The following is a 24,003-nucleotide window of genomic DNA, read 5'->3' as shown; positions in this document are numbered from 1 at the left end:
CAATGACCGAGACCCCTCACCTCAAGCGCCGCAGCTTCCTGCTCGGCAGGTTTGCCGAAGCACACCAGCCTGTTGGACCTCCGGTCGCCGTGATCGGCCCCTCCTGTTTCGCCTTCCGGGGCATTGCCTGCATGAGCTGCCGGGACGCCTGTCCCACCGGTGCCGTGAGGTTCGAGCTTGCCGTCGGCGGCGCCCGCCCCACGATCAATGCTGACGCCTGCACCGGCTGCGGTGACTGCTCCCGGGCCTGTCCAGCCGACGCCATCCGTATTTCCTCTGTCGAGGAGGCCTCATGAGCGGCGAGTGTCACATTTCCAGCCTGGTGATCCACGGTCGGCCCGACCGGGTTCCCTCGATCATCGAGCATCTGAGCTTGATCGAGGGTGCCGAGGTTCACGGCGGGCAAGAGACCGGCAAGCTCATCGTCACCCTTGAGACAGACACCGAGAGCCAGGTTGTCGAGCGGATCAACGCCATCCAGCTTCTCGACGGCGTCCTCGCCGCCACTCTCGTCTTCCACCACTTCGAGCCTGTTCAAGAGCGGGAGTAGACCCATGGACCTCACGCGCCGTACCCTTCTGAAAACCCAGGCTGCTGCCGCTGCGGCCGCCGCAGCCGGCGTTTCCATTCCCGCCGAGGCCCAGAACATCCCGACTGGCGAGGACATCCAGCTTCAATGGTCGAAGGCGCCCTGCCGCTTCTGCGGCACGGGCTGCGGCGTGATGGTCGGGGTCAAGGACGGCCGGGTCGTCGCTACCCACGGCGACATGCAGGCGGAGGTCAACCGCGGCCTGAACTGCGTGAAGGGCTACTTCCTGTCCAAGATCATGTACGGCAACGACCGCCTCACCCAGCCGCTCATGCGCATGAGGAACGGCCAGTTCGCGAAGGACGGCGAGTTGCAGCCCGTCTCATGGGATCGCGCCTTCGACGAGATGGCGAAACAGTGGAAGCGCGTGCTCCAGGAAAAGGGCCCCGAGGCCGTGGGCATGTTCGGCTCGGGCCAGTGGACGATCTGGGAGGGGTACGCAGCCTCCAAGCTGATGCGGGCGGGCTTCCGCTCCAACAACCTCGACCCGAACGCCCGCCACTGCATGGCGTCCGCTGCCGTCACCTTCATCCGCACCTTCGGCATGGACGAGCCGATGGGCTGCTACGACGACTTCGAGCATGCCGACGCCTTCGTGCTCTGGGGCTCGAACATGGCCGAGATGCACCCGATCCTGTGGACCCGTGTCACCGACCGCCGCCTCAGCCATCCGCATGTGAGGATCGCGACGCTCTCGACCTACGAGCACCGCACGACCGACCTGTCCGACATGGCCTTGATCTTTAAGCCGAACTCGGACCTCGCGATCATGAACTACATCGCGAATTACATCATCCAGAACGGGGCGGTGAACCGGGAGTTCGTGGAGAGACACTGCAATTTCCGCCTCGCGAACACCGACATTGGCTACGGATTGCGCCCCGACAACGTACTGGAGCAGCGGGCGCAGCATGCGAACGACGCGCAGGTATCCCATCCCTCGAGCTTCGAGGACTATGCGAGGCTCATGAGCCAATACACGGTCGAGAAGGCCTCGGAGCTGTCAGGCCTTCCGAAAGAGAGACTGGAGGCGCTCGCGAAGCTCTATGCCGACCCGAAGGTCAAGGTGATGTCGCTTTGGACCATGGGCTTCAACCAGCACGTCCGCGGCGTCTGGGCCAACCACATGGTGTACAACCTGCACCTGCTCACGGGGAAGATCTCGGAGCCGGGCAACTCACCGTTCTCGCTCACGGGCCAGCCCTCGGCCTGCGGCACGGCACGCGAGGTCGGCACCTTCAGCCATCGCCTGCCGGCCGACATGCAGGTGACGAATCCCGAACATCGCAAGCACGCGGAGGAGATCTGGAAGCTGCCGCACGGCCTCCTGCCCGACAAGGCCGGCTACCACGCCGTGCAGCAGGACCGAATGCTGAAGGACGGCAAGCTCAACGCCTATTGGATCATGTGCAACAACAACCTCCAGACGGCGCCCAACACCAACAACGAGACCTATCCCGGCTACCGCAATCCCGCGAACTTCGTTGTCGTCTCGGATCCCTACCCGACCGTGACCGCCATGGCGGCAGACCTGATCCTGCCGACCGCCATGTGGGTGGAGAAGGAGGGAGCCTATGGCAACGCGGAGCGGCGCACCCATTTCTGGCACCAGCTCGTCAACGCACCCGGGGATGCCCGCTCCGACCTCTGGCAATTGATGGAGTTCTCGAAACGCTTCACCACCGACGAGGTCTGGACCAAGGAGATCCTCGATGCCCATCCGGAGTACAAGGGCAAGAGCCTGTTCGACGTCCTCTTCGCCAACGGTGAGGTGAACAAGTTCCCCGTTGCTGAGATCGACCCAGCCTACGAGAACCGGGAGTCAAAGTCGTTCGGCTTCTACGTTCAGAAAGGTCTGTTCGAGGAATATGCCGCCTTCGGCCGCGGCCACGGGCACGACCTTGCTTCGTTCGATACATACCATCAGGTGAGGGGACTGCGCTGGCCGGTGGTGAATGGGCAGGAAACGCGCTGGCGTTACCGGGAAGGCCATGATCCTTATGTCGAGAAGGGCAGTGGGGTGCAGTTCTACGGCAACCCCGACAAGAAGGCCAACATCATGGGGGCTCCCTACGAGCCGCCCGCCGAGTCCCCGGATGGCGAATACGATCTCTGGCTCGTGACGGGCCGCGTCCTCGAGCACTGGCACTCAGGCTCCATGACCCTGCGCGTTCCCGAACTCTACAAGGCCTTTCCCGGGGCTGTGCTGTTCATGCATCCGGACGATGCCGCCAAGCGCAACCTGCGACGGGGGCAGGAGGTGAGGATCGTCTCCCGGCGAGGCGAGATCCGCAGCCGGGTCGAGACGCGCGGGCGCAACAAGGTGCCTCCCGGCCTGGTCTTCGTCCCGTTCTTCGACGCGAGCCAGCTCATCAACAAGGTGACGCTGGACGCGACGGACCCGATCTCGAAACAGACCGACTTCAAGAAATGCGCCGTCAAGGTCGTCTCGGCCGCAACGGCCGATGCAGGAGGGCAGCAATGAGGCGTGGTGTTTTCCTGTGCCTCGTCAGCATCGTGCCATGCCTGGCCGCGGGGGCGATTCTCGCGCAGGATGCGCCGCGCCTGCGCGGGCCCGAGCCCTTCACGAGGGAAGTTCCGGCTCCGCCCATGCAGCGCCAGATTACGGACGACGTGCGCGTGGGCCGCAACTATCCGGACCAGCCTCCCGTGATCCCGCATTCCATCGAGGGCTATGCCGTCGACCTGAACGCGAACAAGTGCATGTCGTGCCATGCCCGCAAGTTCACGGAGCAGAGCCAAGCTCCGATGATCAGCGTCACGCACTACCAGGACCGGGCCGGCAATACCCTCGGCGGACTGGCGCCGCGGCGCTACGTGTGCGTCTCCTGCCACGTGCCGCAGACTAACGCGAAGCCTCTCGTCGACAACATTTTCATGGACATGGACGCTCTCACCGAGCCTGAGCGGCAGCCCGCGCGGGGGAGGCACTGATGGCGGCGGGGATCATGCGGACTTGGGGCTGGTTCCGCGGCAATCGCTGGGTCAGGACGGCCCTGAGCCCGCCTGGCTATCTCAGCCTTGCCTTCCTTACGCTCGGCGGCTTCGTTGCAGGTGTCATCTTCTGGGGCGGGTTCAACACCGCACTCGAGTACACCAACACGGAGAAGTTCTGCGTGGGCTGCCATGAGATGCAGGCCAACGTCTTCGAGGAACTCAAGGGCACGATCCACTTCACGAACAGGTCCGGGGTGCGGGCCGAATGCCCCGACTGTCACGTTCCCCACGAGTGGACCAACAAGATCGCCCGCAAGATGCAGGCCTCGAAGGAGGTCTGGGGCCACATCTTCGGGTCCATCGACACACGTGACAAGTTCCTGGCCATGCGCAAGCACTTGGCCGAACGGGAATGGACGCGCATGAAGGCCAACGACTCCCTCGAATGCCGCAACTGCCACAGTGACGAATCGATGGACCTGACGAAGCAGAACCCACGCGCGGCGTCGGCACACGAGCGCTTCCTCTTCTCCGGCGAGAAGACCTGCATCGATTGCCACAAGGGCATCGCGCATCGTCTGCCGGACATGTCCGGCGTGCCGGGATGGCAGTAAGCTCATGAAAGCCTTCAAATCTATGATTGCTGCTTCGGTCCTGGCGATGGTGCTGCCAAGTGCGATCCCCGTGGTTCGGGCGCAAGGGCAGGGGACGCCGGGCGCTCCTGCTCAGACTCGCCCCATCGAGCCCCAGGAGTTTGTCCGGCTGGCCTACAGCTCCGCGACCCTGCAAGGTCAGGCTGCCAGGCTGGCTGCCAGCCGGGAGACGAGGCCGGAGGTCAGGAGCTTCGCGGCCTCGGCCGCCGATTTCCGCCTCGGGCTCCTGCAAAGGATCGAGGCGTTCGCCAGGGAGCGCAGCCTGCCGCTCCCGTCCGTGAAGGAGTTCGAGCACCAGGTCATCATCGAGAACCTGGAGCCGCTCGACTACCTCGCGCTGAGCCGGCGCTACGCGGAAATCCAGATCCAGGCGGTTGGGCAGGAGATCGGGATCTATCAGGCGGCAGCCCGTAGCCCCTCGGCGGAAATCAAGGCGTTCGCCGACCAGGTCCTTCCTGAGTTGCAGCGGCAGCAGGAAGGCGCGCAGAAGATGTACGAGGCGGTCAGGCCTTGAGCAGGAAGGTGACGGAACACGCCAAAGCCTTCTCCTGCGACTCTCCCGATGGTCTGATCTCGATCGAGCAGGCCTGCTCCCGGGCAGCAGCCTATGCCTCCGTAATCGAGGAGCATGAGGAGGTCTCCCTATGCGAGGCCCTCGGCCGGACCTTGGCGATGCCGGTGACGTCGGTCCTGCCGCTGCCGCCGTTCGACCAGTCAGCCATGGACGGCTATGCCGTGAGGGCAGGTGACGGGTTGCCGTCGGGCATCGCCCTGGCCGTTGCCGGGCGCGTGGCGGCTGGCGACGAGGAACTGCCCCTGCCGCTAGGAAGTGCCTTGCGCATTTTCACGGGCGCAAGGATCCCCCATGGTGCCGATGCCGTGGTGATGCAGGAGCATGTCACCAATGTCAGCGGCAGGATCGTCCTGACCCGCATGGCGAGATCCGGCGACAACATCCGTCGGCGGGGCGAGGACGTCCGGGCCGGGGAGGTGCTGCTCCGGCCGGGCGAGCGCATCGATGCGCGACACGTCGCGCTGCTCGCCGCGCAAGGCTTTGAGCGGACGTGCGTTCGACGCAAGGTGCGGATCGGCGTCCTCTCGACGGGCAACGAACTTCGCTCCCAGGGGGAGTTGCTGACCGAAGCCTCGTTCTTCGATTCCAACCGCCCGATGATCCTTGCGCTTGCGCGCCAGTCGGGGGGCGATGTCGTCGACGGGGGGATCGTACGGGATGACCCGCACCTAATTGCCGGAGCCCTCTCGGAGCTTGCTCGCCACTGCGACCTGATCGTCACGACGGGCGGCGTCTCGGTCGGTGACGAGGACCATTCCATGGTTGCGCTCGTCGGCGCAAGGGGAAGGGGCGAAACCCTCAAGGTGGCTCTCAAGCCTGGCAAGCCCGCGGTGGTCGGGGCGATCGGGCCAACAGCCTATCTCGGCCTCCCGGGAAACCCGGTGGCTGCCCTGGTGTCATGGCTGCTCCTCGGAGGTGCCGTGTTGGCTGCCTTGGACGGTCGCCGGACCCGTCCTCTCCCTGGGATGCGCCTTCCGCTGGTGCATGCCTTCAACCGGCGGCCGGGACGGACTGAATTCGCGCCCGCCCGCATTGTCCAGGTCAGCGGCGGCTCGGCGGTCGAGATCCTTGGGCGGGGCGGATCGGCCCGCCTCAAGCCTCTCGCCGCGGCGGACGGACTCGTGCGCATTGAGCCGCTTCATGCTCCGGTGGGCCAGGGCGACGAGGTCTTGTTCCACCCGTTCCGAGACGGGTTCACCGTCTGAAGCATGCAAAAGAAGTGGCCCGGGCTTGCGCCCGGGCCAGCATGTGACCGCTTCTTATCGTTTGTTCTAGTGGCCACCGGTCGACTGGGCCGACTTCTGCGGGTTGTAGTCCTTGAAGATCGCCTCGTTCTGCGGTCCGTCGACCTGGAGGATGCCGGCCAGTCCACGCTCGACGCGGCTCAGGGCATGGTCGACGAGGATGTAGTTGCCGGGAACCTCAAGCTTGAAGTCGACGACGCTGGCTCCGCCGGGAGGTGTGGTGATCGTCTGGACGTCCTTCATGGGCGAGCTCAGGGATGCCATCGGATAGGCCTTGTCGAAGATCTCCCCGATCACGTGGAACGACGAGGTGTAGTTCGGGCCGCCGACGCCGAAGTAGATCCTGACCGTCTCGCCGACTTTGGCCTTGAGCGGGTTCTTTTTCAGGGCCTCGGTGCTGCCGTTGAAGATGAAGTACTCGGGGCGTTCGCTGAGGAGCTTGTCGATGCTCTCCTCCGCATGGCCCTTCGTGCCGTACGCCTGCTCGGTGTAGATCTCGCCCTGCATGACGTAGAACTCGCGGTCGACCTTCGGGAGGCCCTCCTCCGGCTCCACCAGGATCAGGCCGTACATGCCGTTGGCGATGTGCTGGGCGACCGTCGGGGTGGCGCAGTGGTAGACGTAGAGGCCGGGGTTCAGAGCCTTGAACTCGAAGCCGCGCGTTTCGCCGGGAGCTGCTTCGGTGGCCTTCGCGCCGCCGCCGGGTCCGGTGACTGCATGGAAGTCGACGTTGTGCATCATGACGCTGTCGTCATGGTTCTTGAGCTTGACCTCGACGGTATCGCCGACCTTCACCCGGACGAAGGGCCCTGGAACCTTGTTGTTGAAGGTCCAGTAATGGTAGGTCGTCCGGTCCGCCAACTGGCCTGTCACCTCGGTGGTGTCCAGGTCGACCTTCACGCGCTGCGGGCCACGCTTGCCGATGGGGCCCGGCAGGTCGGTGGGCAGGCGCACCACGTTGATTGGGGTCGCCGCGGTGCCGTTGGCATCCAAGTGGCTATGCACGTGCGGTGTGGCTGCGGCGAACTTGTCGCCGGCATCGGCGGGCAGGGGCTGGGCGAGCAGAGCCGCCGCGCCCAGCGCGAGAACGGCAGCGGTCGCAAGCAGCGGCCGGCGTCCCGAGGTTTTCAGTGCTTTCATCGTAACCCTCCTTCGTGGGACCGCCTGGCGGATCGGAATTGGTCCGTCATCGGATGGTCAAGCTGTACACCTCTGCCGCGGGGGCAATTTGTTGCAACGCAAATAACCGGACGAATGCACAGCTCGGCGAATGGCTTTCGGATAGATTGAGCAAGCTCAATGAAAGCGGCGGCAAACAGCCGTAGATGTGCCTCACAAGCCATCGATCCGACGCACCCGACGTGGAAAGCGTCCTTAATGGGAGCCATCGCGATGAGAAACGACCTGAGATCGCAATACGGCGAGGAGCGGCTTCCCCGCTACACGAGCTACCCGACTGCGCCGCAGTTCTCGGATGCCATACGGCATGGTACCTATGGGGAGTGGCTCGCCGCCATCCCGGGCGGAACGACGGCCTCGCTGTACCTTCACGTCCCGTTCTGTCGCTCCATGTGCTGGTACTGCGGCTGCCACACCACGATCACGCAGCGGGATGCGCCGATTGTCGATTACCTTGAGGTACTCCGCCGGGAAATCGGGCTCGTCTCTGACCGCCTGAGCTCCCGCCTGCCGGTGAGCCACGTCCATTTCGGCGGAGGCACGCCCACCATCATGGAACCCGCCGAGTTCATCGGCTTGATCGATCTCATGCGGCAGAGGTTCGCCCTTGGTGACCGCGCGGAGATCGCCGTCGAAATCGATCCGCGCACGCTCACCCGCGCCATGACGGCTGCCCTCGGCGAGGCAGGAGTCACCCGCGCAAGCCTCGGCGTCCAGAGCTTCGATCCGGTCGTGCAGCGCGCGATCAATCGCATCCAGAGCTTCGAGCAGACGGCGAGGGCCACGAACGGACTGAGGGATGCGGGCATCCGCGGGGTCAACTTCGATCTGATCTATGGCCTGCCGCACCAGACGGTGGAGTCCTGCATCGAGACCGTGCGGCAGAGCATCGAGCTTCGTCCCGAGCGCTTCTCGGTCTTCGGCTACGCACACGTTCCCACCTTCAAGAAGCACCAGCGCAGGATCGACGAGGCCGCACTGCCCGACGGCGCCGCCCGCTACGAGCAGGCCGAGGCGATCGCCGGGGCGCTGATCCAAGCCGGCTATCGCCGGATCGGGCTCGACCACTATGCGCTGCCGCCGGACTCCATGGTGCAGGCCCAGGTCGACGGCGTCCTGCACCGCAACTTCCAGGGCTACACCACCGATCCGAGTGATGTGCTGATCGGCTTCGGCGCCTCGGCCATCGGCCGGCTGACGCAGGGCTACGCCCAGAACGAGGTCGTGCTGGGACGCTATGCCGAGCGCATCTCACGCGGGGAGCTGGCGACCGCCAAAGGATACGCCCTGACCGCGGACGACCGCCTGCGGGCTGACTTGATCGAGCGGGTGATGTGCGACTTCAAGGTCGACGTCTCGCAGGTCTGCCGCACGCACGGCACTGAACCGGAGTCCCTCCTGCAATCGATCCCCAGGCTCAAGATGCTGGAGCAGGACGGCATCATCCGCTTGAAGGACAACGTGCTGTCGGTCAGCGACGACACCCGCTTTCTCGTCCGCACCGTCGCATCCGCATTCGACGCCTATCTGGGCGCATCCGGAAGGACGCACAGCCGCGCGGTCTGACCGACGCTTCAGGGAGGAATGCGGAAAGGCCCACCGTCTGTCACCGACGGTGGGCCTTTCCGCGTGTTGCGACGTATCCTATCTCACGAGTTGGCGGTAGATGGCCGGCAGGGCCGAGGGAAGCTTCGCCACCTGGCCGACGATGGCATAGCCGCCGCGACCGAACAGGTAGGGGAAGTAGGATTGTGCCTCACGGTCCACCGTCACGCCGAAGACGGTGACGCCTGCGCGTCGCGCTTCCATCACGGCGCGTCGGGTATCCTCGATGCCAAAGCGCCCCTCGTAGTGGTCGATGTCGTTCGGCTTGCCGTCGGTCAGCACCAGCAGCAGGCGCTGCCGGTTCGGGCGCTCCGCCAATTTGGCCGTCGCATGGCGGATGCCCGTACCGATGCGGGTGTAGTAACCGGGCCTCAGCGCCGTGATGCGCCGCGTCACGGCCTGGCTCATTGGCTCGTCGAAATCCTTCACGGTCTCGACACGCACCCAGGAACGGCGCCGCGAGGTGAAGGTCAGGATGGAATGGGAGTCACCGCATGCGGCCATTCCGTGCGCCAGAACCAGAAGTGCCTCCTTCTCCACGTCGAGCACGCGACGGTCGTCGATCCAGGCATCCGTCGAGAGCGAGACGTCGACCAGCAGCGTCACGGCGAGATCATGGGCCTGGCGCTTGCTGGCGAGGTGGACACGATCCGATCCCGACCCACCCGAGAGCAGGTCGCTGCGGGCGCGCACCAGTGCATCGATGTCGAGCTCCTCGCCGTCCGGTTGCGCCCGGAGGATCTCGTGCCTGGGCCGGAGCGCCTCGAACTGCCGGCGCACGCGCCGGATCATCCGGCGGGCCTCGTCGTCAGCCTCCCAGGTCTCTCCCTGGTCCGAGGCATACGCCGCCAGCACGCGGCAGTGGTCGGGCAGGTAGGTCTTGCGGGTGTAGTCCCATTCCGGATAGGCCAGATCGGCCGTCAGGCTCGTCGTGTCCACGGCCTCCGGCGGCAGGTCCAGGTCGAACTTGAGCTTGCTCGCCGGCTTGCCCTTGTGCTGGGAGAGCGGAATCTCCTCCATCTCGTCCAGGGCCTTCTCGGCGTTCTCGTCCTCGTCGTCGTCCGAGGGACGGTTGACGTTGACCATCTCCGCCATCGCCAGGATCTTCTCGAAGCGGTTCAGGATGAACGGGTCGCCGCGCTGGGCCTGATCCGCCTCGCGCCGTGCGGCGAAGCGCTTGCGCGTGTCCAATGCGGCAAGGTCGCCCGGACCCGCGGGCTCATCGCCGTTGCGGTTTGCCGCTCCGGCCTCGCGGATCCAGGTGTCGCCCCAGAGCGGAACCGGCAGGAAGGGCTGATAGCCAGCCGGAGTCTGCCGGGGCAGGCCAGCGGGGCCTGCGGCAGTGTCCCAGACGGGAGGCGGGGTCGCGAACCCGTCGCCCAAGAGCGAGAGGACAATGCTCTCGACCTTATCCTCGCATGCCGGGAGGGGCCGCCGCGGCCGGGCCTCGCGCATGGCAGCGCAAAGCTCGGTGTAGGTCCCTGTCAGACCGGGGCACTCCGCCAGAACGGTGGCGACCGTCTCCTGCACCCTCCGGAGAACCAGAAGGTCCCGGCGCAGCGGATCGGCCTCATTGATCGATTCGGTCGGGACATAGGCGAAGTAGGCCGCCAGCCAGTAGTAGAGCGAGCGGTTCAGCGCGCTCGAAGGAAAGATCTCGATCTTCGGTGGAAGGAAGAGGGTGGCCGCATCGCGTCCCGGCTGCTCCAACCGCTCCTCGGCGACGCCGATCCGTTGCAGAAGGTTCAGGCGGTGGGACGAGGCCCGGGCTGCGGTGCCGGCCAACTGCACGCCGGCCTCGCCGCCAAGGCCGCGAAAGAAGACCGCAAGGGAGGCGCGGACCTCGTCGAGCGAGACGCCTAGCCCGGGATGGCGTGGATAGGTCACTGCGCGCCCCACGAGCCGATGCCAGAACTGGCCGACGGTCTCCTCGAGTTCCAGGAAATCGAGCATGGCGGGTCTCCGGTTCAGGCGAGCGTCGCGCGGGCGACCTCGATCAGGGCCTTCTTGACGTCGAGATCGTCGGTGAGCGGCTCGACCATCGTCGCGGTAACGGCATCCTCGGCGGAAACACCCGCTGCGATGAGGGAGGCGCAGTAGACCAGCAGCCTCGTCGACACGCCTTCCTCCAGATCCTGGCCCTTCAGCGCGCGCAGGCGGCGGGCCAGCAGAAGAAGGGGACGAACGCGCTCCGCGGACAGCCCGCTTTCCGCGGCGACGACGGCGATCTCCTGATCGATCGGGAGGAAGTCGAACTCGATGGCGACGAAGCGCTGGCGGGTCGAGGGCTTCAGCGACTTGAGCAGGGTCTGGTAGCCGGGGTTGTACGAGACCACGAGCATGAAGGAATCCGGCGCCTGCAACTCCTCGCTGGTCCGATCGAGCGGCAGGATGCGGCGGTCGTCGGTCAGCGGGTGGAGCACGACGGTCACGTCCTTGCGCGCCTCGACGATTTCGTCGAGGTAGCAGATGCCGCCCTCGCGCACGGCGCGGGTCAGCGGACCGTCCGCCCAGATCGTGTCGCCGCCCTTGAGAAGGTAGCGTCCCGTCAGGTCGGCGGCGGTGAGATCGTCATGGCAGGAAACGGTGTGCAATGGCAGACCGAGGCGGGATGCCATGTACGCCACGAACCGGGTCTTGCCGCACCCCGTCGGGCCCTTCAGGAGCAGCGGCAGGCGCTTGCGCCAAGCGAGCTCGAAGAGAACGCACTCGTTACCGGCAGGGACGTAGTAGGGAAGTTCGACGGAGGGTTGCGGGACGGCGTGGAGAAGGGGCTTCATCGGTCAATCCTTCATGACGGGATGGTAACGGCGGGGCGACCTGATCCGGGCCGCCCCGGAGGGGTCACTCGGCGGGTTGGAGACCTTGCGCCAGGCGCGGGGCCTCCTCGCGGCCGGGAACGAACACCGCGTAGACGAACATCAGCGCCGAGATCAGGACGAACACGCCCGAGCCGAGGCGGACCCAGTAGAACAGCGCGAGCTGGTCCTGGACGTCCATGTACGACTGGCCGAGCACGCGTTGCAGGTGAACCTGGATCACGCCCGCGAAGGTAAGCGCGAAGGTCATCACCGACATCGCCGTGCACATGATCCAGAAGCTGACGATGCTCAGCATCTGGTTGTACGGGGCGCGGCCGAGGATCTGCGGCATGGCATAGGCCATGACGGCGAGGTTGAGCATCACGTAGGCGCCGAAGAAGGCGAGATGGCCATGGGCGGCGGTCACCTGCGTGCCATGGGTGTAGTAGTTCACCGACGACAGGGTGTGCAGGAAGCCCCACACGCCCGCGCCGAAGAAGGCCATCACCGAGCAGCCGATCGACCACAGCAGCGCCGCGCGGTTCGGGTGCTTGCGTCCGGCCTTCCAGGTCATCTGCACGGTGAAGACCACCATGGTGAAGAAGGGCGCGACCTCGAGCGTCGAGAAAAGCGAGCCGATCCACTGCCAGTAGCCGGGGGCGCCGATCCAGTAGAAGTGGTGGCCGGTGCCGAGAATGCCTGAGAACAGCGCCATCCCGACGATGACATAGAGCCACTTCTCCACCACCTCGCGATCGATGCCGTTGAGCTTGATCATCAGGAAGGCGAGAACGGAGGCCATGATCAGCTCCCACACGCCCTCGACCCAGAGGTGAACGACATACCACCAGTACATCTTGTCCACGGCGAGGTTCGACGGGTTGTAGAAGGAGAACAGGAAGAAGATCGCCACGCCCCACAATCCGAAGAGCAGGATGTTGGTGACCACCGTCTTGCGGCCCTTCAGGGCAGTCATGGTGATGTTGAACAGGAACATCAGGCACACGACGACGATGCCGACCTTGATCACGAAGGGCTGCTCGAGAAACTCGCGGCCCTCATGGATCTTGAACAGGTAGCCGACCACCGCGACGCCGGCCGCACCGAAGAACATCCAGAACTGGATCTTCGCGAGGAGCGGGCTGAAGAGCTCGTTCTCGGTCTCCTCCGGGATCAGGTAGTAGGTCGCTCCCATGAAGCCGATCAGGAGCCACACGATCAGCGCGTTGGTGTGGATCATCCGGACGACGTTGAACGGCAGAAGCTCCGAGAGGGTGTTGGGCAGGACGTAGATCGTGCCGGCGAGAACGCCGAACAGGACCTGGGCGATGAACAGGCCGAGCGCTCCGTAGAAGTAGAGCAGGGCCACCTTTTGCGTTTGGTACTTCATGATGACGATTCCCCTCTCAGCCGGCCTTGTTCGGCGGCCAGTTTTGGGTCTTGATGCGGCTGGTCCATTCCAAGAAATCGGCGAGGTCGTCGAGTTCCTGGTCCGTCAGGTTGAATTGCGGCATCTGCCGGCGGCCCTCGATCCCGGTGGGCTGTGCCGCCATCCAGGCCTTCAGGGTCTCGCGGGCTCCCGCAGGGTCTTCCTTGCCGCCCCAGCGATCCCAGACGTTGCCGATCTCGGGGGCGAAGTAGGCGCCCTCGCCGAGGATCGAATGGCAGTTGATGCAGGAGTTCTTCTCCCACACGTGCTTGCCGCGGGCGACGGACGACGACAGCGTCGAGACATCGGTCGATGTGGTGTTCATGTAGTAGTGGCTGTGGGCGGTCAGGCCCACGAAGATGGCGAAGAAAAAGAACGAGCCCCCATAGAACACGTTTCTCGCCGCCGACTTGGTGAGGACTTCAGCCATCACGCGATCCTTCTTGTTTGGGCAGGGAAGGCAGAGGTGCGGCCAAGGCCGCAATGTCGAGGGTCCCGAGGCGGGCTCCGGGAGTGGGCTGTCCGGTCGAAAGGGTTGAACATGGCTGACGCCTCGCAGTGAAGTCGCTTGCCGCGCGGAGCGGATGGTCGGCAACGTACAGGAGCGGGCGGAACGCTCTTTGCTCTGGGACAAGCTCAGGAGGGGAGCGTCGCCGTCAGCCGCGCAACCGGGGAATCGCCGCGGCGATCCAGGCCGAGGCGGCAACCAGGACCAGCCATGACGACAGCAGGATCCGCCAGCCGGGCGGCACATGACGGAGCTTGAGGAAGTCCATCAGCATCCATCGCCCTTTGGCGACGGCCGCCACGAGCACCACGCCGCTGCCGACGAGGCCTCCGGCGCCCGCTTGCCCGGCAACCATGTTGAGAACGGTGAGCAGGACGAGCAGGATCCAGGCGCGTGTTGCCCGGCGTGCGGCAATGTGGGTCATCGCATCATCCGACCAGGTAAATCAGCGGGTACATCACGACCCAGACGAGATCGACCATGTGCCAGAAGGCGGTGCCGGTCTTCAGATTCTCAAGGCTGTCATGCAGCGCGACCGCCGCGATGATGACGATTCCGAGCACGACGTGGAGGAGGTGGAATCCGGTGATAAGGAAGTAGAGCGTGAAGAACGTGTCGGTCTCCAGGCCAATGCCCGCCTCGACCTTGGCCGCGTATTCCGCGACCTTGATGGCGGTGAAGACGCAACCCAGGGCCGCTGCTCCGGCGAGCAGCAGACGCGCAGACCTCCGGCATTCGATCATGCAGGCCTCGACTGCCAATGCGGCCAGACATCCGCTGGTGATCAGCACGAGTGTGTTCACGCCGCCGAGGGCGGAGTCGAGTTGTGCCCGGCCCGCCGCGAAGACGCCGGGCTGAACGGCTCCCGTGACGGTGAAGGTCGCGAGGAGAAGCCCGAAGGTCACGACCTCGGTCAGGATGAGCACCCACATCATCGGGTGTCCCGGCAGCTCCGAGAGCGCACCCCAGTGTCTGTCCTCTTGCGCAGCGTCCATCATTCCCTGTCATTCCGTACTTGCCGATACCGATTTTTATGGTCGGCTTCGGGCATTCTCGTTGCGCTGCCTCAAACAAGTCCTCGGCCTCCCGGTCCATAGAGTGACGGGACTCGAAGACAGGAGAGACGTGTTATGAGCGATGCACAGGTCGGACTGGTGATGGCGACGCCCCTCATCGTGATATTCGCGGTGATGCTTCACGGGATAGGGGTGTTGCGCCTGAGCGGCACGATCGCCGCCGTGACCATGTCGGTGGCCATCGCGGTCACGCTCTTCCTGACCCAATAGCGCGGTTCCGGCGCCTCGGCGTCTACCGCATCGCGAGAATGCCTGCGAGGGGGTCGGGTCCGATGAGGAGCGCATGCCCCTGGAGCACGAACCAGGCACAGGCGGCGATCGCGATCAGGGCGGGCAGCGTCAGGGGACGCAGCGATGTCCGTGGAGCCCGCCCCTGCAACAGTGCCGTGAACGGGACGATGGATGTTCCGGCGCTTCGGGCGCCCCAGCGCTCGCAGCCCATGCGCTTGCGGGCCTTGCGGTCGACCAGGAAGAACCCGAGCATCGAGAATGTGGCCATCCCGCCAAAGAGAAGAACCGCGACGAGAGTTCCATTCGCCGGGATGTGCGATGCCGCCCAGATCAGGAAGCCCCAGAGGACAGGGTGCCGCGTGACGGCGACGATGGGACCCGTCTCCTCGCCGCTCCGCAGCGAGATCGAGAGCGGGTTGGGCCACATGAGGCCGGCAATCAGGAGGAATGCGGCGACCGGCATGGCAAGGAAGGGCACGTGCCACTGCCAGGGGGCGGGATCCCAGAGCACGATCGTCTCCGCCCGCTGAGCGGCGAGGACGAGCCAGCCGAGCAGACCGAGGGAAAGGATCGAATAGGCAACGAGATAGGTCGTCCTTCCCGTTGCTGCGATCAGGCGCGACCGCAAGCCGGGGCTTGCCGGTATCAGGTGAGCCGCGACGAAGATGGCCAAGGCAAGGGTAAATTCAGTCACGGGTGACGGTTCCAGGTTGGGTCTGCACTCGACCAGGATCAGTCCGGCCAGCGGGCCAGGGATCGTGCGGGCATGAATCGCGGCATGGGAGGAAATGATCCGCTAGCCTGCATGATCCTTCATGGGGCGCCATGGAGCCCCGGCGACGGTGCGCCGGGCACGGCGGCATGACGCGGAGTCCTGAGCGGCTCCGCGTCAGGGTGTTTTCGGACACTCCGACTCAGGCTGCCGCACGGCTGATGCGGACCTGCCAGAGATCGGGTCCTTTCGCCACGTAATCCCAATCGAAGGCGCCCGGGTAGTTGACGCCGAACTGATAGAGGAGGGGCCTCGGGTCATGGTCGCTCACGAGTAGGAAGCCCTCGCCGTCATCGAGCTGGTCGAAGGTGCTGAAAATCAGGGGGTGGCGCATCCGCGGCATGATCTGGCGGACATCAAGGACGGTTTCGGTCACGTTGCAACTGCACATCGGCAAGCATTCCTTGGCGGGCAGCCGGGCAGGTTCCGGCCATGGTCGGTGGCGAGGTCCGGGTTATCCCTGCGGATCCCGGACGGGGTGGCATCGATGGAGGGGGGCATTCCGGATCCGGCGCAGGATCGCTCCCGCGGGTCCCCGATGACGCCCACGTTCGATGACCGGGACACTCTCCCATCGAGCCCGCCGCTTCTTTGCCCCATCTCAAACAAAAAGCGCCGGCACGTCTGTGCCCTTTGCCTGGTTGATGCCGCGCAAAGAAAGGCAGCCGGGAACTGATTAGATGGGGCCATGTCAATCAAGCCATCAGCGTGGAGGCCATGATGCCCGTTGAACCCACCCAGCTCGTCGATGACGTCATGCGGCGGTGGCCGATGACGATCCGGGCGTTCCTGAACCACAGGATGCACTGCGTCGGCTGCCCGATCGCCTGCTTCCACACTGTGGCTGACGCCTGCCGCGAGCATGGTGTCGATCCGACCGAATTCCTGGCCGACTTGAGGACCATCATCGCGAAAGGTTCCGCTCTCTCTGTGCGGGACGAGCCTGCATCCATCCCGGCCCGCTGGCCAGGATGAAGTGATGATCCTCAGGCGGATGGACGCTCGGCAAGCATGAACAGCTTGTGTGGGTCCCGGATGGAGATCCTCTGGCGCCCGCTCTCAACGAGTCCCTGATCCTCCCAGGCGCTCAGGATGCGGCTGACCGTGTGAAGCGTGGTTCCCGTCATCTCCGCGACGTCCTGGCGTGAGATCGGAAAATCGATCTGGATGCCGTCCTCGCCCTTCCGCCCTGCCTGCTGGGCGAGACGCAGGAGCGCGTGGGCAATGCGCCTCTCGACCTGCTCCGTCGACATCTCGACAACACGGGTGTGGGCGTCCTGGAGGCGACTTCCGACGGTCTGGATCGTATTGACGGCCAGCGAAGGATGCTTCGCGACGAGGCGGGGCCAGGCCGCGGACGGCCACACGAGGGCAAGACTGTCCACGACGGCCAAGGCGGTCGCCGGGTAAGTACCGCGACCCATTGCCATGGCGATCCCGAAGATCTCGCCGGGAGTCACGTAGCGGACCACGACCTGCTGCCCGTCGGGCGTGACCTTCATGACCCGAAGGTGCCCGTGGAGAAGGATGAAGAAGGAATGTGCCTCCTCGTCCTGTTGGAAGACGCTCGCGCCCTTACGATAACGGATCGATTGCGCTTCCCGAAGGATGTCGTTGAAATCGCCCGGCTCCACTCCCGCGAACATCGGAAGATCGGCCACGAGGGACTTGTCCAGGTTCGGCATTCTGCGGATTCCATCTCTCATTCAAGCGTCACGCCGATGGTATCCCGAAGGTGGAGCGAGGTCACGCCCTTCCTCCCGTATGTGGATGCCATGGAGCCAACCCCGATCATCATCGGATATCTTGCTCCATCCTTATTACGTCAGCGGCGATCCAATCGAATTGATGTATCTCAAGCCACTCAGTCCTCGCTAGGGGGGAATGGAACCCGCATCCGGATCTTTCGATGGAGAATGTCCGTAAGTTTGTGGCAGATCAAACAAGGCACGCGCGGCGAGGCGTATGACTCCTCCTCAAGAGCCGGTGAGGCTCGCAGGCTTCATTGAAGGAGAAGGATCATGAAGAAGGTTATCGTGCTTGGCGCCCTTGTGGCTGCCCTTGGATTCGTGGGTGCAGCCGCTGCCGCCGAAGTCGAGGTGAAGATGCTCAACAAGGGCACCGAAGGCGTCATGGTGTTCGAGCCCGCGCTGGTGAAGATCAATCCCGGTGATACCGTGAAGTTCGTGGCCGCGGACAAGGGCCACAACGTCGAGACCGTCGACGGCATGTTGCCTGAGGGCGGGCAGAAGTTCGTCGGCAAGGTCAACGAGGAGTTGGCCATCACCTTCGACAAGGCTGGCGTGTACGGCTACAAGTGCAAGCCGCACTACGGCATGGGCATGGTCGGCATGGTGGTCGTCGGCGAGCCGACGAACGCAGACCAGGCGAAGGCCGCGACGCATCCGGGCAAGGCCAAGCAAGCCTTCGCCACCCTGTTCGACAAGCTCGCGGCGACCCAGACCGCCGCCAAGTAACTCAGCTAGCCACAACTCCTTGCGCCGCCGCGGTGTTCCTTCCGCGGCGGCGCCAACAATCCTTGCGGCGCCCGATGGCCACCCTCGACATCAGCTTCAAGCCCGAACGCGCCCACCTGCGCAGGCCGAAGCGCGGGGTCATCACGGAGCGGGTCGTTCCCCAATCCGTCTCTGGCCGATACCGTCGCCTCAAGTGGATCGCGCTGATCGCCTGCCTGGCCGTCTACTACGTTCTGCCGTTCATCCGCTGGGCCCGCGGCCCGGGCCAGCCCGACCAGGCCGTCCTCCTCGACCTTGAGCGCGGACGCTTTTATTTCTTCTTCGTCGAGATCTGGCCGCAGGAGGTCTACTACCTCACGGGCCTGCTGATCCTGGCGACGCTGATCCTCATCTGGCTCAACGCCGTCGCGGGACGCGTTTGGTGCGGCTACTTCTGCCCGCAGACCGTCTGGACCGACCTGTTCCTGCTCGTCGAGCGCTTCGCCGAGGGTGACCGCAGGGAGCGCCTGAAGAAGCACGGCGCTCCGCTCACGCCGAGGCGAATCCTTGAGATCGGGCTCAAGCATGCGATCTGGCTCCTCATCGCAATGCTCACCGGAGGTGCCTTCGTCCTCTACTTCACGGACGCTCCGACGCTGCTGGTCGATCTCGCGACGGGTCGCGCCTCAATGCTTGCCCATGCGTGGGTCGGCATCCTGACCGGCGCCACCTACACCCTGGCAGGGTTCGCCCGCGAGCAGGTCTGTACCTGGATGTGCCCGTGGCCGCGGCTCCAGGGCGCAATCTGGGATACGGAGGCGCTGACCGTCAATTACAGGAACCACCGGGGCGAGCCGCGCGGTTCGGCCAAGAAGGCAGCCGAGCTGAGGGCGAAGGGCGAGCCCGCCGGGGATTGCGTCGACTGCATGCAGTGCGTGAACGTCTGCCCGATCGGTATCGACATCCGCGAGGGGCCGAACTTCGCCTGCATCAACTGCGGCCTGTGCGTGGATGCCTGCGACAGCGTGATGGCCAAGCTCGACCGCCCTCGCGGCCTCATCGACTACGAGGCTTGGTCGAACATCGAACGCGAGCGCAGGAACGAGCCTTCCCGTCGGCGCGTGTGGAGGCCGAAGACCGTCGGCCTTGGGCTGTCCGTCATGGCTCTGGCAGGGATGATAGGTGGGAGCCTGTCGATGCGGAGCGATGCCAAGATCATGGTAATCCACGACCGCAATCCCGTTGCCGTGAGGCTATCGGATGGCCGAACCCGGAACGGCTACGCGGTCCGTCTCTACAACAAGGCGGACCGGGAGCGCTCGTTCCGCGTGATCGTGACTGGGTTGCAGTCCGCAACCGTCGAGGTGGTCGGCGAGGATGGCCCTGTGAGCGTCGCCCCCGACACGACCCGCGAACTGCGCGCGCTCTTGACGGCTCCTGCGGACGACAGGCAGCCCATTGCATTCACGGCGACCGACGTCGCATCGGGCGGCGCCGTGACGGTGCACGACATCTTCATTCCAGTCGAAGGAGGCCGATGATGGCTCCGATCCCACGCCTGCGGGACTACACGGGACCCGCACTCCTCTCATACGGCTTTCGGCCGTTCTTCCTCTTTGGTTCCCTCTATGCCGGTCTCGCGATCCTGGCCTGGCTCCCGATGTTCTATGGCGAACTGGAGCTCTCGACCGTCTTCGCCCCGCGCGACTGGCACATCCACGAAATGCTCTACGGCTATCTTCCGGCAGTCATCACCGGGTTCCTGCTGACGGCGGTCCCGAATTGGACCGGGCGCATGCCGCTCCAGGGGCGGCCGCTGCTCGTCCTTGTCCTGACCTGGGGTGCAGGCCGGATCGCGGTCACGACTTCCGCCTGGACCGGCTGGGAGGCGGCGGCGGTCGTCGACAACGCGTTCCTTCTGCTCGTCGCGGCCGTCTTGGGGCGGGAGATCATCAAGGGCAGGAACTGGCGCAACCTCAAGGTCCTGATCGCGCTCGGCGTCCTCACCGCCGGTAACATCGTCTTCCACATCGAGGCCCATGTCCTCGGTGCCGCCGACTACGGCGTTCGCTTCGGGATCGCTGCCACCATGATGCTGATCATGCTCGTCGGCGGGCGCATCATCCCGAGCTTCACTCGCAACTGGCTCGTGCGGGAAAACCCCGGCCGCCTGCCGGCCTCGTTCGGGCGCTTCGACATCGTCTCCATGATCGCCGCAGGCGCCGCGTTCCTGGCCTGGATTGCCGCTCCTGACCGAAGCGTGACCGGCGCGGCCCTGATCGCGGCTGGCGTGCTTCAGGCGGCGCGGCTGGCGCGCTGGGCCGGCGAGCGCACCTGGCGGGACCGTCTCGTGGTGATCCTACATGTTGGCTACGCTTTCGTGCCCCTGGGCTTCGTTCTCACGGGGCTGGCGTCGCTGGAACTGCTGTCCACCGGAGCCGGGATCCACGCCTGGACGGGCGGCGCCATGGGCATCATGACCCTGGCCGTAATGTCCCGGGCAAGCCTCGGCCATACGGGGAGGGCGCTCGCAGCAACGGCGGCCGTTCAGGCAATCTACCTGTTGCTGGTCGCGGCCGCCCTTGCCCGGATCTGCGCCGCGATCCATCCCGCCTGGAGCGGCACCCTGCTGCATGTGGCGGGCGGTGCGTGGGCAGCAGCCTTCGTCGGGTTCACCCTGGCCTACTGGGCCGTGTTCACCCGTCCGCGCGTGACGGCCTGAGACCGCGGAAAGCGTCTGGATTTGTGCTGGATCAACGTTCGGGGCTGCGGTCTCCGGCATCCTGCGTCGCACAGCATGGAGGCGATCATGAGTTTGGCGACGGCGATCAGGCAATGGCGATCGAACCGGGCGTGCGCGCGCGAATTCGCCGCGCTCGGTCCGGATGAGAGGGAGGCACTGGCCCGCGATATTGGGGTGCCGGAGGACGTGGTGGTCCGCCTCGTGGCGCGTGGCACTCAAGCGGGCGCGGAGCTGCCGCGGCTGATGGGGGTTCTCGCACTTGACCCCGACAGGATCATGCACGAGCGGACTGCGCTGATGCGCGACATGAGCGTGACCTGCTCGGAATGTGCGGCGGTCGCCCGTTGCCGACGGGATCTCGACCGCGGACAGGCGTCCCTGACCTACCACGGGTACTGCCCCAACGCAGAGACTGTGCGGGAACTGCGGGGTGAACGGCCCGCCGATCTCAGCTTCTCGTGACGCTGGGCCGACCCCGGCCAATGGGATGATGCCCGTCGCGGATTGGGCATCACGAGCTTGGCCCCGGTCACGATCAGGGAACGTCAGCCGATGCATCCCGATGGTCTCGCCCCGCAACGCATGATCCATGGCACCTCGCAACCCGATCCGCGTTCTCAAGGCACACGAGGAGGTCATCCCATGACGGACACGCTGAGCGACGCCACCATCCATCTCGTGAAAGCCACGGTTCCCGCACTCCAGGAACATGGGCTGGCGATCACCAAGCGCATGTACGAGCGCATGTTCCGGAACGAGGAGATCCGCGATCTCTTCAACCAGTCGCATCATGGCGAGACCGGATCGCAGCCCAAGGCGCTGGCCTCCGCCATCCTTGCCTATGCGCAGAACATCGACAATCTCGGCGCGCTTGCTCCGGCCGTGGAGCGGATCGCCCAGAAGCATGTTGGCCTGAACATCCTGCCTGAGCATTATCCACATGTGGCCGAGGCGCTGCTCGGCGCGATCAAGGACGTGCTCGGCGGCGCTGCCACGGACGAGATCCTGGCTGCCTGGGGCGAAGCGTACTGGTTCCTGGCCCACGTGCTGATCGGGCGCGAGAAGGCGATCTACACCAGCCTGGCCTCAGCGCCCGGCGGCTGGAACGGCTGGCGCAATTTCCGGATCGAAAGCAATCAGAAGGAGAGCGAGATCATCACCTCGTTCGTGCTGCGGCCCGAGGACGGACGACCCGTCCTGCGCCACCAGCCCGGCCAGTATCTGACCTTCTGGATCGAGGTGCCAGGCCAGCATCCCCTAAAGCGCAACTACAGCATCTCCAGCGCGCCGAACGGCGAGACCTACCGCATCTCGGTCAAACGGGAGCCGCAGGGCATTGCCTCCACCTGGCTGCACGAGGAGACCGAAGTCGGGACTGTTCTCAAGGTGGCGCCGCCGGCAGGCGAGTTCTTCCTGAACGAGGAATCTCCCCGGCCCGTGGTGCTCCTGAGCGGCGGCGTCGGGCTGACCCCGGTGATGAGCATGCTGGAGACCATCGCCGCTCGGTATCCGAACAAGGCCGTCCATTACGTGCATGGCACGCTGAACGGCTCAACCCATGCCATGAAGGACCGGGTCCGGTCCCTGGCCGGCGCTCATCCCAACATCCAGGCCACGACCTTCTACGTCGAGCCGCGCCCCGAGGACCAACGGGGCCAGGAGTACGATCACGAGGGCCTGATCACGGTGGACTGGCTGCGGGCGAACACACCGCTGGACGAGGCGGGCTACTACCTCTGTGGTCCGCGGCCGTTCCTGCGGGCGTTCGTGGGCGGTCTGGCGCTGGCCGGGGTCCGGTCGAACCGTATCCATTACGAGTTCTTCGGACCCGCCGACGAGATCCTCGCAGCAGCCTGAATACCTCGACGAAAGCCACTCGGTGACCAACGCTGAACGGGCTCCCGAACCCGTCGCCCGTTCAGCCGGGTATCGGCTACGATTCAAGTTCGCCACGGATGAGAATGGCATGGTGCGACAACCCTTCTCGTCGATTGGCGAAGGTCGTCAATTGGCACCTCTGAGACGTTAGCCCAAGGGCAGCAATCCTCACGTAACCAGACGTTCTGAAGGAAGCGGGAATTTCAGTCCGTGACCCAAAGCCGACCTTCGGATGCGCAACGCCAAGATCGAAGGTTTATCTCTTCGACAACCAATATCGGGCCTCATGGCACCACCTGGAGACAGGAAACTCGGGAAACTGAGGAATGGGATGCCCGGCGATGTCCTTGTCCATCCCCGCCGCGGCCTGTTATGTGCGCTCGATGCGCTACCCGGTCAGGTGTAGAAGAAGATGTTGCCCGCAGGGTTTGCCTCATACACGAGGATATCGTGGAAGCCCGCGTCGGTGGGTGAGTTGTACGTCACGACCCAGCCGCCATCGGCCCGCCAGATGCTGTATTGCCCTTCCGCCGGAGAGCGAGTGCCGCTGCTGTTGAAGGCATAGCTGCCCTCGAGATAGATCCGGTCCGACTCGCTAAAGTCATAGATGATGTCCTGCCGCCCCAGGGCGATGTTGCCGGTGTCGGCGGTCGCGAAGTAGAAGCGGTCTAGGCTGCGGTCGATGCCGCCCCAGAGATCGTCCGCACCCAACCCGCCATATATGGTGTCCGCTCCCGTCTCGCCGTCGATTGCGTCGTTGCCGCTCCGACCGTACAGCTGGTCGTTGCCGCTGAAGCCGAGGAGCGTATCGTTGCCGGTTCCGCCGTCGACTCGGTCGGCGCCGGAGCCACCGTCGAGCCAGTCCCAGCCGCTGCCTCCGAGCAGCGTGTCGTTGCCGGCTTCGCCTTCGAGCCAGTCGTTGCCGGAGCTGCCGTTGAGGGAGTCGTTGCCGTCCCAGCCCAGGATCCAGTCGTCGCCGGCTGCGCCATTACTCCGGTCATTGCTCAGCCCGAACCGGTAAAAGTCGATGTCATCGTCGAAGGGGGTGCCGTTGATGACAGCCATGATCCGCCTCCCGTCCTGTGCGGTCGGAGCCCGCCTCATGGCTGCGTACGGCCCTAAGGAGGGCGGCTGTTGGGACGGTCTGCGGCCGTCCCGGCCTTTCGCCGGAGAGCGGCTTCCGGTGAAGCAGCGCTCTTGAGCATCGGCCTGGATATAGGCGGGATTGTGGAGGTCGGGTGAGGCGAGAGGTTCCGGGCAGCGGCAATTTCGGGGGAGCTGACGCCTCTCTGAACAGCACTCTCCTT

General features: G+C 65.0%; 26 protein-coding genes. 15 read left to right on the top strand and 11 right to left on the bottom strand.

Annotated elements, in window-relative coordinates; genetic code table 11:
• Positions 1-2 precede the first annotated feature (2 nt).
• Genes ILT44_RS06645 through ILT44_RS06615 form a run of 7 tightly spaced genes read left to right on the top strand, consistent with a single transcriptional unit; the run spans position 3 to position 5,979 of the window.
• Entirely contained in the window at positions 3-296 is a 294-nt protein-coding gene (locus ILT44_RS06645) for a 4Fe-4S binding protein (RefSeq protein ID WP_204238788.1), read from the top strand.
• Positions 293-550, top strand: coding sequence for a chaperone NapD (locus ILT44_RS06640; protein ID WP_204238787.1), 258 nt, complete (start codon positions 293-295; stop codon positions 548-550). The genes ILT44_RS06645 and ILT44_RS06640 overlap by 4 nt, the downstream gene beginning before the upstream one ends.
• A gap of 4 nt (positions 551-554) precedes the next feature.
• A complete protein-coding gene (napA, locus tag ILT44_RS06635; RefSeq protein WP_204238786.1) occupies positions 555-3,074 on the top strand; it encodes a periplasmic nitrate reductase subunit alpha in 2,520 nt (839 codons plus the stop codon).
• Positions 3,071-3,544, top strand: coding sequence for a nitrate reductase cytochrome c-type subunit (locus ILT44_RS06630; protein WP_204238785.1), 474 nt, complete (start codon positions 3,071-3,073; stop codon positions 3,542-3,544). Before napA ends, ILT44_RS06630 begins: the two co-directional genes overlap by 4 nt.
• A gap of 14 nt (positions 3,545-3,558) precedes the next feature.
• Positions 3,559-4,161: a NapC/NirT family cytochrome c gene (locus ILT44_RS06625; RefSeq protein WP_204238797.1), complete on the top strand. Its 603-nt coding sequence runs from the start codon at positions 3,559-3,561 to the stop codon at positions 4,159-4,161.
• A gap of 4 nt (positions 4,162-4,165) precedes the next feature.
• Positions 4,166-4,714 (top strand): DUF4142 domain-containing protein, encoded by a 549-nt coding sequence (locus ILT44_RS06620; protein ID WP_204238784.1) that lies wholly within the window; start codon positions 4,166-4,168, stop codon positions 4,712-4,714.
• Between the two features lie 8 nt (positions 4,715-4,722).
• Complete coding sequence (locus ILT44_RS06615; RefSeq protein ID WP_204238783.1) at positions 4,723-5,979, top strand: molybdopterin molybdotransferase MoeA; 1,257 nt, start codon at positions 4,723-4,725, stop codon at positions 5,977-5,979.
• Positions 5,980-6,045: 66 nt separating this feature from the next.
• On the opposite strand, the gene nirK is transcribed toward ILT44_RS06615, so the two are convergent.
• Positions 6,046-7,158 (bottom strand): copper-containing nitrite reductase, encoded by a 1,113-nt coding sequence (gene nirK / locus ILT44_RS06610; RefSeq protein ID WP_204238782.1) that lies wholly within the window; start codon positions 7,156-7,158, stop codon positions 6,046-6,048.
• A 252-nt stretch (positions 7,159-7,410) separates the two neighbouring features.
• On the opposite strand from nirK, the gene hemN reads away from it, so the two are divergent.
• Positions 7,411-8,763, top strand: a complete 1,353-nt coding sequence (hemN, locus tag ILT44_RS06605) for an oxygen-independent coproporphyrinogen III oxidase (protein WP_204238781.1) — start codon at positions 7,411-7,413, stop codon at positions 8,761-8,763.
• Between the two features lie 78 nt (positions 8,764-8,841).
• Here hemN and ILT44_RS06600 read toward each other — a convergent pair whose 3' ends face one another.
• The 6 genes from ILT44_RS06600 to ILT44_RS06575 all read right to left on the bottom strand — a co-directional run bounded on the left by ILT44_RS06600 (position 8,842) and on the right by ILT44_RS06575 (position 14,535).
• Positions 8,842-10,755: a nitric oxide reductase activation protein NorD gene (locus ILT44_RS06600; protein ID WP_204238780.1), complete on the bottom strand. Its 1,914-nt coding sequence runs from the start codon at positions 10,753-10,755 to the stop codon at positions 8,842-8,844.
• A 14-nt stretch (positions 10,756-10,769) separates the two neighbouring features.
• A complete protein-coding gene (locus tag ILT44_RS06595) occupies positions 10,770-11,582 on the bottom strand; it encodes a CbbQ/NirQ/NorQ/GpvN family protein (RefSeq protein ID WP_204238779.1) in 813 nt (270 codons plus the stop codon).
• A 64-nt stretch (positions 11,583-11,646) separates the two neighbouring features.
• Positions 11,647-12,993, bottom strand: a complete 1,347-nt coding sequence (locus ILT44_RS06590; RefSeq protein WP_204238778.1) for a cbb3-type cytochrome c oxidase subunit I — start codon at positions 12,991-12,993, stop codon at positions 11,647-11,649.
• A gap of 16 nt (positions 12,994-13,009) precedes the next feature.
• Positions 13,010-13,462, bottom strand: coding sequence for a c-type cytochrome (locus ILT44_RS06585; RefSeq protein ID WP_204238777.1), 453 nt, complete (start codon positions 13,460-13,462; stop codon positions 13,010-13,012).
• A gap of 226 nt (positions 13,463-13,688) precedes the next feature.
• Positions 13,689-13,964 (bottom strand): cytochrome C oxidase subunit IV family protein, encoded by a 276-nt coding sequence (locus ILT44_RS06580; RefSeq protein ID WP_204238776.1) that lies wholly within the window; start codon positions 13,962-13,964, stop codon positions 13,689-13,691.
• Between the two features lie 4 nt (positions 13,965-13,968).
• A complete protein-coding gene (locus tag ILT44_RS06575) occupies positions 13,969-14,535 on the bottom strand; it encodes a cytochrome c oxidase subunit 3 (RefSeq protein ID WP_204238775.1) in 567 nt (188 codons plus the stop codon).
• A gap of 135 nt (positions 14,536-14,670) precedes the next feature.
• Between ILT44_RS06575 and ILT44_RS06570 the strand changes: the two genes are divergently transcribed.
• Positions 14,671-14,826, top strand: coding sequence for a hypothetical protein (locus ILT44_RS06570; protein ID WP_204238774.1), 156 nt, complete (start codon positions 14,671-14,673; stop codon positions 14,824-14,826).
• A gap of 22 nt (positions 14,827-14,848) precedes the next feature.
• On the opposite strand, the gene ILT44_RS06565 is transcribed toward ILT44_RS06570, so the two are convergent.
• Positions 14,849-15,541 (bottom strand): NnrU family protein, encoded by a 693-nt coding sequence (locus tag ILT44_RS06565; RefSeq protein WP_204238773.1) that lies wholly within the window; start codon positions 15,539-15,541, stop codon positions 14,849-14,851.
• A gap of 220 nt (positions 15,542-15,761) precedes the next feature.
• Positions 15,762-15,995, bottom strand: coding sequence for a DUF2249 domain-containing protein (locus ILT44_RS06560; RefSeq protein WP_307826350.1), 234 nt, complete (start codon positions 15,993-15,995; stop codon positions 15,762-15,764).
• A 344-nt stretch (positions 15,996-16,339) separates the two neighbouring features.
• Between ILT44_RS06560 and ILT44_RS06555 the strand changes: the two genes are divergently transcribed.
• Complete coding sequence (locus tag ILT44_RS06555; protein WP_204238771.1) at positions 16,340-16,594, top strand: DUF1858 domain-containing protein; 255 nt, start codon at positions 16,340-16,342, stop codon at positions 16,592-16,594.
• A gap of 11 nt (positions 16,595-16,605) precedes the next feature.
• Here ILT44_RS06555 and ILT44_RS06550 read toward each other — a convergent pair whose 3' ends face one another.
• Entirely contained in the window at positions 16,606-17,304 is a 699-nt protein-coding gene (locus ILT44_RS06550) for a Crp/Fnr family transcriptional regulator (protein WP_204238770.1), read from the bottom strand.
• Positions 17,305-17,640: 336 nt separating this feature from the next.
• On the opposite strand from ILT44_RS06550, the gene ILT44_RS06545 reads away from it, so the two are divergent.
• The 5 genes from ILT44_RS06545 (at position 17,641) to hmpA (ending at position 22,675) form a co-directional block, all read left to right on the top strand.
• Positions 17,641-18,096, top strand: a complete 456-nt coding sequence (locus ILT44_RS06545) for a pseudoazurin (RefSeq protein ID WP_204238769.1) — start codon at positions 17,641-17,643, stop codon at positions 18,094-18,096.
• Positions 18,097-18,170: 74 nt separating this feature from the next.
• Complete coding sequence (gene ccoG / locus ILT44_RS06540; RefSeq protein WP_204238768.1) at positions 18,171-19,616, top strand: cytochrome c oxidase accessory protein CcoG; 1,446 nt, start codon at positions 18,171-18,173, stop codon at positions 19,614-19,616.
• Entirely contained in the window at positions 19,616-20,797 is a 1,182-nt protein-coding gene (locus tag ILT44_RS06535; RefSeq protein ID WP_204238767.1) for an NnrS family protein, read from the top strand. Before ccoG ends, ILT44_RS06535 begins: the two co-directional genes overlap by 1 nt.
• Before the next feature lie 87 nt (positions 20,798-20,884).
• Positions 20,885-21,280 carry a hypothetical protein gene (locus ILT44_RS06530; RefSeq protein WP_204238766.1) on the top strand — a complete coding sequence of 132 codons (396 nt, stop codon included), beginning with the start codon at positions 20,885-20,887 and terminating at the stop codon, positions 21,278-21,280.
• A gap of 180 nt (positions 21,281-21,460) precedes the next feature.
• Positions 21,461-22,675, top strand: coding sequence for an NO-inducible flavohemoprotein (gene hmpA / locus ILT44_RS06525; RefSeq protein ID WP_204238765.1), 1,215 nt, complete (start codon positions 21,461-21,463; stop codon positions 22,673-22,675).
• Positions 22,676-23,092: 417 nt separating this feature from the next.
• Here hmpA and ILT44_RS06520 read toward each other — a convergent pair whose 3' ends face one another.
• Complete coding sequence (locus tag ILT44_RS06520) at positions 23,093-23,761, bottom strand: calcium-binding protein (RefSeq protein ID WP_204238764.1); 669 nt, start codon at positions 23,759-23,761, stop codon at positions 23,093-23,095.
• Between the last annotated feature and the right edge of the window lie 242 nt (positions 23,762-24,003).

The organism is Microvirga arvi, from assembly GCF_016892765.1.
Lineage (GTDB): Bacteria > Pseudomonadota > Alphaproteobacteria > Rhizobiales > Beijerinckiaceae > Microvirga > Microvirga arvi.
Note: the sequence above shows the minus strand (reverse complement) of the source record. Positions and strands in the feature narration are given on the sequence as shown.